At 62.1% G+C, this 10698-nt stretch carries 9 protein-coding genes; 7 read left to right on the top strand and 2 right to left on the bottom strand.

Going from position 1 to position 10698, the window contains the following annotated elements:
• Positions 1–55: 55 nt before the first annotated feature.
• Entirely contained in the window at positions 56–1003 is a 948-nt protein-coding gene (locus AC1Y2B_RS06020; protein ID WP_482252161.1) for a calcium-binding protein, read from the bottom strand.
• Positions 1004–1422: 419 nt separating this feature from the next.
• Here AC1Y2B_RS06020 and AC1Y2B_RS06015 point away from each other — a divergent pair, with 419 nt between their 5' ends.
• The 7 genes from AC1Y2B_RS06015 to AC1Y2B_RS05985 all read left to right on the top strand — a co-directional run bounded on the left by AC1Y2B_RS06015 (position 1423) and on the right by AC1Y2B_RS05985 (position 9829).
• Positions 1423–2766, top strand: coding sequence for an NAD(P)-binding domain-containing protein (locus AC1Y2B_RS06015; RefSeq protein WP_482252160.1), 1344 nt, complete (start codon positions 1423–1425; stop codon positions 2764–2766).
• A gap of 242 nt (positions 2767–3008) precedes the next feature.
• The gene (locus AC1Y2B_RS06010; RefSeq protein ID WP_482252159.1) at positions 3009–4784 is read left to right on the top strand and encodes a trimethylamine N-oxide permease; all 1776 of its coding nucleotides are present in this window, start codon (positions 3009–3011) and stop codon (positions 4782–4784) included.
• Between the two features lie 168 nt (positions 4785–4952).
• On the top strand, positions 4953–6089 hold the full coding sequence (locus AC1Y2B_RS06005; protein ID WP_482252158.1) for an aminomethyl transferase family protein: 1137 nt from the start codon (positions 4953–4955) through the stop codon (positions 6087–6089).
• A gap of 59 nt (positions 6090–6148) precedes the next feature.
• The gene (locus AC1Y2B_RS06000; RefSeq protein ID WP_482252157.1) at positions 6149–6766 is read left to right on the top strand and encodes a dimethylamine monooxygenase subunit DmmA family protein; all 618 of its coding nucleotides are present in this window, start codon (positions 6149–6151) and stop codon (positions 6764–6766) included.
• Positions 6763–7725, top strand: a complete 963-nt coding sequence (locus tag AC1Y2B_RS05995; protein WP_482252156.1) for a PDR/VanB family oxidoreductase — start codon at positions 6763–6765, stop codon at positions 7723–7725. The genes AC1Y2B_RS06000 and AC1Y2B_RS05995 overlap by 4 nt, the downstream gene beginning before the upstream one ends.
• Before the next feature lie 9 nt (positions 7726–7734).
• Positions 7735–8799 carry a heme-dependent oxidative N-demethylase family protein gene (locus AC1Y2B_RS05990; protein ID WP_482252155.1) on the top strand — a complete coding sequence of 355 codons (1065 nt, stop codon included), beginning with the start codon at positions 7735–7737 and terminating at the stop codon, positions 8797–8799.
• Positions 8800–8815: 16 nt separating this feature from the next.
• The gene (locus AC1Y2B_RS05985) at positions 8816–9829 is read left to right on the top strand and encodes a GlxA family transcriptional regulator (protein WP_482252154.1); all 1014 of its coding nucleotides are present in this window, start codon (positions 8816–8818) and stop codon (positions 9827–9829) included.
• Here AC1Y2B_RS05985 and AC1Y2B_RS05980 read toward each other — a convergent pair.
• Positions 9826–10656, bottom strand: coding sequence for a DMT family transporter (locus AC1Y2B_RS05980; RefSeq protein WP_482252153.1), 831 nt, complete (start codon positions 10654–10656; stop codon positions 9826–9828). The genes AC1Y2B_RS05985 and AC1Y2B_RS05980 overlap by 4 nt on opposite strands.
• Between the last annotated feature and the right edge of the window lie 42 nt (positions 10657–10698).

Here is a 10698-nt window from a genome sequence, read left to right as displayed (position 1 = left end):
ACCGCATGAACCGGAGGCCGCGCGCCAGTGGATCGGCGCGCGTGACCGGGCCCGGTCAGATGAAGTCCGCACCGGTGATCTGACTGGCCTCGACGCCCAGCACCAGCACGTGATCTGCGCCAAAGCGGATCAGGGTGTCGGCTCCTTGCGCAATGATCTCGATCGGGACGGTGGTGGTGAGCCTGAAATGGTCTATGCCATCCTGAAAGTCGGTCACCACGTCCTGGCCCGACCCTTTCGCAAAGATGAAAAGGTCATGCCCGCTGCCACCGGTGACCTGATCGTCGCCCTGACCCGAGCGCAGCGTGTCATCGCCCGCGCCGCCTTGCAGGATATCGTTGCCCTCGTTCCCCATCAGGCTGTCGTTGCCTGCATCGCCGTGCAGCACATCATTGCCCGTGCCACCCGTCAGCACGTCGTTGCCGCTGCCGCCCAAAAGCCTGTCGTTGTCGGCCCCGCCGTCGAGCGTGTCGTTGCCCGTACCGCCCTTGACCGTGTCGTTGGCCGAGCCCGCGAACCAGGTGTCATTGCCGCCGTTGAGCAAGATCAGATCGTTGCCGCGCGGATCCAGCAACCCACGGTCGGCCAGGGCGGTCTGGGTGAAGGTGTCGGCCTGGTCGGTGCCGTGATAGGTCCAGCAATGACGTACCAGAAGCGTGGTCAGCGCTCCGGCATTGGTCCCGCTCGCCTCGTCCTGAAAGGCGGCCCAGACCGCGGCGCCGGTGGTTTGCAGGACCGAGAAGGTCACAAGGCTCTGACCGCCCTCGGCATAGCTCAGCGCCTGCGCGGTTCCGGCCAGGATCGCCATCTTGCCATCGCCAGCCTGTCCCCAGACCAGCCCGGTCCCACTGAGCGTGAAGCTGTGTCCGGCCTGATCGGAGAAGGTGATCGCCGTGGCACTGGCCGAGACGTCTGCGGCCCCGGCCGTCAGCGGGTTCATGTGGGTGTACAGCGTCTGAAAGTTGCCGGTGAAGCCGGGGTCCAGAACAATGTCGATCATCATGATTGCGCTGGCCTTTCGCATCCCGCCGTTCGCGCGAAAGCCTAGACGACGGACCACCGCAAGAGAACCCGCCCGCTCCGCATGAATGGTGATTGCCGTCAACTTTAGGCAGAATGTTGCCACGTTGGACTGTCTCAGGGCAAAAGAGGATCTTTGCCGGGGGCAGCCCGTCGCAGGCGCGGGTCATGCTGTGACATGGCCCCAAAATGGGCCCGCCGATCAGGCGGCAGGGCAGGGTGGGGAACGCCTTGGGGGCAGGACCCAACCGTATCGGTTGCCCATCTTCGGATAGCCCTGTTTGCAGGCGTGGCGCAGGATGTGACGTTTCATAGCAGGAAGAAAAATTGACACTCAGCATAGGGTCTGTCTAGGGTCTTTCCCAAGGGCCAGATTCGCAAGGCCCAAGCAGGGAGAGTTCCATGAACAAGAGAGTTGCCGTCATCGGCGCTGGCCCCTCGGGTTTGGCGCAGCTTCGCGCCTTCCAGTCGGCGCGTGCCAAGGGGGAAGAGATTCCCGAGGTTGTCTGCTTTGAAAAGCAAGGTGACTGGGGTGGGTTGTGGAACTACACATGGCGCACCGGTCTGGATGAATACGGCGAGCCGGTGCACTGCTCGATGTACCGCTATCTTTGGACCAACGGTCCGAAGGAAGGCCTTGAATTCGCAGACTACTCCTTTGAAGAGCACTTCGGCAAGCAGATCGCCAGCTATCCGCCGCGTGCTGTCATGGTCGACTATATCGAAGGCCGCGTGAAGAAAGCCGGGGTCCGTCCGTGGATCCGCTTCCGTCATCCGGTGCGCTTTGTGAAGTACAACGAGGCCAAGGGCAATTTCACCGTCACCGCCCATGATCTGGTGAACGACACGATGTACGAAGAAGAGTTCGACAACGTCATCGTCGCCTCGGGCCACTTCTCGACGCCGAATGTGCCGGAATATCCGGGCTTTGGCATCTATGGCGGTCGCGTTCTGCACGCCCATGATTTCCGCGACGCCGTGGAGTTCAAGGGCAAGGACATTCTCTTGCTGGGCTCGTCCTACTCGGCCGAGGATATCGGCAGCCAGTGCTGGAAATACGGCGCCAAGTCAGTGACCGTGGCCTATCGCAATGCGCCGATGGGCTTTGACTGGCCCGAGAATTTCAAGGAAGTGGCAGCCCTTGACCACGTCGACGAGACGACGGCCTATTTCAAGGATGGCACCTCCAAGAAGGTGGATGCGATCATCCTGTGCACCGGCTACAAGCACCACTTCCCCTTCCTGCCCGACGATCTGCGCCTGAAGACGGCCAACCGTCTGGCGACGAACGACCTGTACAAGGGCGTGGTCTACGTGAACAATCCCAAGTTGTTCTATCTGGGCATGCAGGACCAGTGGTTCACGTTCAACATGTTCGACGCGCAAGCCTGGTGGGTCCGGGATGTCATCCTTGGCAAGATCGCCATCCCGACCGACAAGGCCGTTCTGCTGAAGGATGTGGCGGACCGTGTGGCCGCCGAGGATGCCGGCAAGGATGCCCATGACGCCATCCACTATCAGGGCGACTATGTGAAAGAGCTGATCGCCGAGACTGACTATCCGTCCTTCGACGTCGACGGCGCCTGCGAGGCTTTCTTCGAGTGGAAGGACCACAAGAAGGCCGGGATCATGGAATTCCGCAACCATGCCTATCGTTCGGTGATCACCGGTACGATGGCGCCGATCCATCACACGCCGTGGAAAGACGCGCTGGAAGATTCGATCGAAAGCTATCTGAAGAACTGATCTGTCTCTGCACAGATTCTGGCCCGGCGCGTTCCCTCGCGCCGGGTTTTCTTTTGGCGCTGCGCTAAATTTAGGCTGCAGCCGCAGCAACCGGTAAACAAATTTTCCGGCAGTTAAAATTTTGTAGCGTTAATCGTCCCTTCATGATTTTGTTGCGACATCTGGGCGCAGGCCCGGTGCGAATGACCTTTGGCCATCCTCAGGCCGGGGGCGAGCAAAAACATGACGGGAGAGGGTTAGAGATGACGATGGAATCGAGTGCGGGGGGCGGCGAAGGCCAGCTTGTTCGCGCGTTGGACTGGAAGGGTGCGTTCTGGGTCGCGGCCGGTGTGCCGCCGCTTGTGTTGTTCTCGATCGGCGGGATCGCCGGTGTTGCGGGGAAGGTGGCCTTCCTCGTCTGGATCATTTCGATGATCATGGGCTTTCTGCAAAGCTTTACCTATGCCGAAATGGCGGGGATGTTCGGCAACAAGTCGGGCGGCACTTCGGTTTATGGGGCAACGGCTTGGCTGCGCTATTCCAAGCTGATCGCGCCCCTGTCGGTCTGGTGCAACTGGTTTGCCTGGAGCCCGGTTCTGTCCTTGGGTTGCGTCATCGCCTCGGGCTATATCCTCAATGCGTTGTTCCCCATTCCGGCAGCGGATGCGGCGAATGTGGTGGCTTGGATCGCGGCGCATACCGCCGATTACACCGCCACAACCCAGTCGGTGGTTGACTATATCGCCGCCCACGCTGGCACCGCGCCGGCCGATGCCATCACCGCGGTTGCCACCTCTGACGCCATCGCGGCGCTGACCCCGGCGATCCGCACCTGGGAAGCGCTGACGCTCCATATCCCGGGTCTGGGCGCCTTGCACTTCAACTCCACCTTCGTGGTCGGCGCCGTCCTGATGCTGATCATGTTCGCCATCCAGCACCGCGGCATCGCTTCGACCGCTTCGGCGCAAAAGTGGCTGGCGATCATCGTTCTGGTACCGCTGCTGCTGATCGGCGTCTATCCGATCCTGACCGGCTCCATCGCTTCGACCAACGTCACTGGCATCGTGCCGCCGACCGCCTCTTATTCCGGTGTGGACGGGTTGTGGAACATCGGTGGCTGGACGCTGTTTCTGGGTGGCATGTATATCGCGGCCTGGTCGACCTACGGCTTTGAGACCGCCGTTTGTTATACCAGCGAGCTGAAGAACCCCAAGACCGACACGTTCAAGGCAATCTTCTTCTCGGGCCTGCTCTGCTGCGTGTTTTATTTCATCATCCCGTTCACCTTTCAGGGTGTGCTGGGCCAGTCGGGCATGCTGGCGCCCGGAATCGTTGACGGCACCGGTGTCGCCGAAGCGCTTGGCAACATGGCCGGCGGCAACCGCGTGATCACTCAGATCTTCGTGATCCTGATGATCCTTGGGCTCTTCCTGGCGATCATGACAGCGATGGCCGGATCGTCGCGCACGCTCTACCAAGGCTCCAAGGACGGCTGGCTTCCGCGCTACCTGAGCCATGTCAACGACCATGGCGCGCCGACCGGGGCGATGTGGACAGACTTTTGCTTCAACCTGTTCCTGCTTGCACTGGCATCGGACTCGGGTGGGTACTTCTACGTTCTGGCAATCTCGAACGTTGGCTACATCCTGTTCAACTTCCTGAACCTGAACGCCGGCTGGATTCACCGCATCGACAGCGGCCATATTGCACGGCCGTGGAAAGCTCCTGCGCTGCTGATTGGCGTCAACACGCTGTTGGCGTTCGTGAACGCGCTGTTCCTTGGGGCGGGGGCGAAGGTTTGGGGCTATTCCAGCGCGCTTTGGGTTGGCCTGGTCTTTGCGGCGCTGATCATCCCGGTCTTTGCTTACCGGCACTATGTGCAGGATGGTGGCAGGTTCCCGGCGGCGGCCATGGCCGAACTGGGTCTGAAAGACGGGGAAATGGGCGAACGTAAGGCAGGCATGCTGCCCTACCTCGCGCTGATCGCCGGGGCCGCCGTGGTCCTGGTGGCGAATTGGTTCTTCGTTCTGCCGTCGTAAGCCGGGCGAATTGACCTGTTGAAAAGGGGCGTCCTTTGGGCGCTCCTTTTTTCATCGCATGCCGGCGCTTGTTTGCTGGCAAGAAAATATGTTGCACTTGAGTATTGCTTTTTCGCCAACCTGCCCTCAAGGTTTCGCCAAATCACCGAAAACACGGGGGGTATCTCTATGACGAATTCCTGGCGATTCTCGACCTTGGCGGACCGTCACCGCGCGCTTGGCTCCAACTTGGAAGACTGGTCCGGCATGGGAACGGCGTGGTCCTATGCCGGCGATCCGGACGCGGAATATCTGGCGATCCGCACCAAGGCGGGTCTTATGGATGTGTCGGGCTTGAAGAAGGTTCACATCACCGGACCGGCGGCTGCCCATGTGATCGAACGCGCCACCACCCGCAACATTGAGAAGCTGATGCCCGGCAAGGCGGTTTACGCCTGCATGCTGAACGACGCCGGCAAGTTCATCGACGACTGCGTGATCTATCGCTTCGGGCCGAACAGTTTCACCGTGGTCCACGGCTCCGGTCAGGCGCACGAGCAGTTGACGATGGCGGCAACCGGACGCGACGTCTCGATCCGCTTTGACGACAACCTGCATGACCTGTCGTTGCAGGGCCCGTTGGCGGTGGATTACCTGGAAAAGCACATTCCCGGCGTGCGCAATCTGGCCTATTTCAGCCATATGGGTACCAGCCTGTTCGGCAAGCCGATCACCCTCAGCCGCACCGGCTATACCGGAGAGCGCGGCTATGAAATCTTCTGCCGGGGTCAGGACGCCGGCATGATCTGGGACCGCATTCTGGAAGAGGGCGCGTCCATGGGGATCATCCCGTGCCGCTTCACCACGCTGGATCTGCTGCGCACCGAAAGCTACCTGCTGTTCTTCCCCTTCGACAATTCGGAAATGTATCCGTTTGAAAACGAGGGCCCGGGCGACACCCTGTGGGAACTTGGGCTTGATTTCACCGTCTCGCCCGGCAAGGTCGGATTCCGGGGCGCGGAAGAGCATTACCGGTTGAAGGGCCGCGAGCGCTTCAAGATCTGGGGTCTGAAGCTGGAGGGCAAGAATGCCCCCGGCAACGGCGCGCCGGTTCTGCGCGATGGCAAGCAGGTGGGCGTGGTCACCCAAGCCATGCATTCCAGCCTGAACAACCACACCGTCGCCATTGCCCGCATTCCGGTGGATTGCGCCAATGCGACCACCGATCTGGTGGTCAACTGCGGCACCCATGGGCCGATCAAGGCCAAGACCAGCCCGCTGCCGTTCTACGACATCGACAAGAAACGCCGCACGGTCCAAGGTTAAGACCCATCTCGCCCCCCGTTGCGCGGACCGGGGGGCGGGACTTGGTCCAAGGAAATCCCATGCCCAGAACCATCTTCCCCCCGTCCATCAAGACACGCCCGGTCTATGCCGAGCTTGAACCGCGCCAAGGCACCGCCCATTTCGTGATCGCCGACGGCGAAGGCGCCGAGGCTGTGGCAGAGCTCTTGGCCAAGGTGCCAGACCGCGCGGCTTTCCTTGCCAAGGCGCACATCCTCTACGCGCCCGGCCCGAACGGCACCGACCAATGGGCCGAAGTGCAGGCCTTGGGTGCGGCGCAAAGCTACCGTGCCCCCACCATCCCTGCCATGATGCCCCGCATGGGCAAGGTCGTCTACGAGGCGCATATGGGCACGCAGTTCTACCTTGCCGGCACCGAAGGTCTGATCGGTCTGGCCGAACGCGAGATCATGAACACCGGCTTCCCGCATGCTGCCATCCAGAAAGAGCATCGCGGTTCGACCGTGCGCCGCGTGCAATGCGTGCATTGCAAGGGCATCACAGAGAATGTGAAGACTGATCCTTTTGTCTGCAGCCATTGCGGTCTGAACCTGTTCGTGCGTGACCATTATTCGCGCCGGATCGCGGCCTTTCAGGGCGTGAACATTGATGCGGAAGACCCCGGCCTTGTCCCGGCAGCCGTGGAGCGTTTCAAATGAGCGGTGGTACGAAGCTTGAGGTGAAAGTCGCCGAAGTCGTGCAGGTCAACGACCTGATCAAGCGCTTCCGCTTTGTCAGCCGCGACGGCTCTGCCTTGCCGGCGTTTTCGGGCGGCAGCCATGTCGTGGTTGAGATGGATGACCACGGCACCCGCCGTCTGAACCCCTATTCGTTGATGTCGGACCCCGAAGAAACTTCGGGCTACGAAATCAGCGTCCGGCGCGATGAGGCGGGCCGTGGCGGTAGCATGTTCATGCATTCCCATGTCGTGCCGGGGATGGAGATGACGTTGAGCCAGCCCCTGAACTTCTTCGGGCTGGATGCGCGGGCCAAGAAACACCTGATGATTGCGGGCGGCATCGGCATCACGCCCTTCCTGTCGCAAATCAGGCAACTTGGCCATTTCGGTGGGAAATTCGAACTGCACTACGCCGCCCGCAACCGCGCGCTCTGTGCCTATGGCGACGCGCTCAAGGCGGCGCACGGCGACCGGGTGCACCTGTACTTCGACGACGACGGCATGGCGATCGACCTGACGGATCTGCTGAACCGCCAGCCGATTGGCACGCATCTTTATGTCTGCGGGCCGAAAGGCATGCTGAACTGGGTCCGCAAGACGGCCGAGTCGGCGGGTTGGCCGACCCAAGCCGTTCATTTCGAGGAATTCCTTGCTCCCGGCACCGGCCAAGTCTTCACGGCAGAGTTGAAAGCCTCGGGCAAGACCATCACCGTGGGCACTCACCAGTCCTTGCTGGAGGCGATGGAAGCGGCGGGTGTCGATGCCCCATACCTCTGCCGGGGTGGCGCCTGTGGCCAGTGCGAGACCAATGTCATCCGGTGCGATGGCATGATCTTGCACCGCGACCATTGGCTTTCCCCGCAAGAACAAGCCGAGGGCACGAAGATCATGCCCTGCGTTTCCCGGTTCGAGGGCAAAACCCTCGTCCTTGACCGATAAGAGGATCAGATGAGCCTGGATTTCAAACCCGAACTTGGTGCGTTCTTCAAGGACGAAACCTTCCGCGACGATTTCACCTTCAAGAACTCGCCCGCCGCCATCAAGCGCTTTCCGTTTCCGTTTGACCGCGACGACTACATGTATTCGGTCAACATGGAGCCGCATGTGTCGACCCGTCCGGGATCGGTGTTCGAGCATACCTTCGACGTGGATGAACACTACGTGTCCGAGATGATCGACCGCGCCAAGGTGCTGGCCGAGGACCCGCTGCGCTGCCAAAGCCTGCCGCACATGACTTTGGCGGGCTGGGACCTGCTGGAATTGATCATGGAAAGCAACGCGCGGGATTATCCGCAGTGGTTTTCCCTGTCGAAGAACGGCAATCACTGGCATTGGATCAACCGCCCGCTGGGCATCGACCAGAAGTTCACCTTCCTTGACGAATCCACGCTGCCCTATGGCCCGATGGAATACATCACGCGGCAAATGCAGGGCGACTTCACCCTGCAGGACGAACGCGACGGCAACCTTTGGGTCGATGCAGGGATGGTGACGACGCAAGCCGACTGGTCGTTGGATTTCGACGTCGGGATGAATTTCTTCGAATGGCACGCACCCGTGCCTTTGGCCCATGAAAAGATGGTCTTCGAACGGGCGCTGAAGTTCCTGCTGAAGTTGCAGCAGGGTTCCCCGGTGCGGCGCTTCAACTGGACGATGACGGTGAACCCGCTTCTGGACACCTCGCCCGAGAATTACCCGAAGTGGGGCCCGACCAAGACAACCCTGACTCCGGAAAACCTTGGCGCCAAGCAACACCTGCGGGTGGAACTGCAATCGCTGTTCCGCCTGCCGCGCTCCAACGCCATCTGCTTCTCGATCCGCGCCTATCTTGGCGCGTTCGAGGAACTGGTGACGGTGCCGAAATGGGGCCGCCGTCTGCACCGGGTGATCCGCGACCTGCATCCCGACCTTGCCACCTATAAAGGCTTCATCCGCAACCGTCCAATGATGGTGGAATGGCTGTCGAAATACGACGACGGCGCGCTCACCTCGCCGGGCGTCTGGGCGGATTGACGGGGTTGGGGGCATAATGTCGGTGTCGGGCAAGTCGGGGCCGATGAAACTGGGGTTCCTGATGTTCCCCGGCTTCCCGATGGCCTGCCTGACGTCGGCCATCGAGCCGCTTCGGGCGGCCAATGAAATCACCGGCACAAGGGCCTTTGCCTGGGTGCTGCTTGGGGAGACCACCGAAGCGGTGCGCTCCTCGGCCGAGGTGCGCTTTACGCCGGACGAGATTCTGGATCAGGCCCAGGGTCTCGACCAGTTGTACCTGATCTCGCCCCCCACCGGCAGCTATTCCGATCCCAAACATTCCCCCGCCGTGCTGCGCCGGCTGGATCGGGCCGGGGTAACGATGGGCGCGTTTTCCGGTGGCATCTTCCCCTTGGTCCGGGCCGGGTTGATGGAGGGCCACCGGTGCTCCGTCCACTGGTGCTATGAGTCCGCCTTCAAGGCCGAATTCCCCGAGATCGAGGCAGAGGAAACGGTGATCGTCCGCGACCGCCGCCGCATCACGGCCTCGGGCGCGGGGGCGGTGTTCGACCTGATGCTGCGCCTGATCGAGGAACGGTTGGGGCGCGATACCATGACCGAAGTCGCCTGCTGGTTCCAGCACCCCTTCGTGCGCGACGAAGACGCCCGCCAGAAGGTCCCCGTCCAGCGCGCCGGTGGCACCGCCGACGCCCTGCCGCAACCGATCCGCGAGGCGATCCGCCTCTTCGACGCCCATATCGAAGACCCCTTGCGCATCCCCGATGTCGCGGACGCCGTCGACATGTCGGAACGCAACTTTGAACGCCTGTTCAAGCGTGAGACGGGGCAAAGCCCGCTGCGCTACTACCGTCTGGTGCGCTTGGCAAAGGCGCGGCAAAGGGTGCTTTATTCTGACGACAGCCTGTCAGAGATTGCGGCCTCGGTCGGCTATCCCCGCTCTGGCCCGATGGCGCGGCATTATGCGCAGGCTTTCGGCGTCAGCCCGCAGAATGAACGTCGAGCGCTGGCGGGTCTGCGCGGCCTTTCCGGTGCACTGCCTCCGGAAGCCTAGCCCAAGGCCAATCGGCCAAGCCCCAGAAAGATCAGCACAATTCCGGCTCCCTGTGCCAGCCTGACCCTCTCGCCCAGCACCGCCCAAGCCAGCAGAATCGTCACCACGCCGAACAGCGAAGAGGCCACCGCCGCATAGCTGGCAAACGGCAAGGCCCCGGCGGCAATCACCGACGACAGCGCTACGCCGTCCAGACAGCCCATGCACAGCAAGATCGGCCAGCGCTTCAGCGCCGCCCTCGTGCCCAAGGGCCGCAAGGTCAGCAGCATCAGCCCCAAAACCGCACCCCCCGCCCGCGCAAGACTGGCCGCCTGCATCGGGTCGATGCGCGAGGCCGCTTCTTGCCCCAAGGCAAAGCTGGTCGCCATGCCGATGCAGGCGGCAAAAGCCAGGGGCAGGGCGGCCGGGTGCGGGCGCTTGTCCTCGGCCGCGCCCTGCGTCGCCACCACCGCCACGCCTGCCACGATCAACGCCGCCGCCAGCCACTCGGCCCCGCCAATCGGATGGCCCTGCAGCCAAGCAAATCCCAAGGCGGGCAGGGGATATGAGCCAATCACCGGCGCCACCAGCCGCGCCGGCGCCCGTGCAAAAGCAGCATACAGTGCCAGTGAGGCGCCGAAATAGGCGCAGCCCGAGGCCACGGCCAGCCCCAGCGGCACCCAATCGGGCATGCCCCGCCAGCCGAAGGGGGCTGTGACCAGCGCTGCCACCGTCATCACCACCACCAGTTGCGGCAGCACCGACGCCCCCGGAGCGATCCGCCGCACCAGAAGATCATGCGTGCCCCAGCCCAAAGCTGCCACCAGACCCAAGCCTAAAGCCAGCATGTTCATCCTTCCCGCTTGTGCCGGGCGCAGCCCGTGTTATTC

The organism is Stagnihabitans sp., assembly GCF_964946895.1.
The sequence above is the reverse complement of the archived record's forward strand: the minus strand, read 5'-3'. Positions and strand labels throughout refer to the sequence as shown.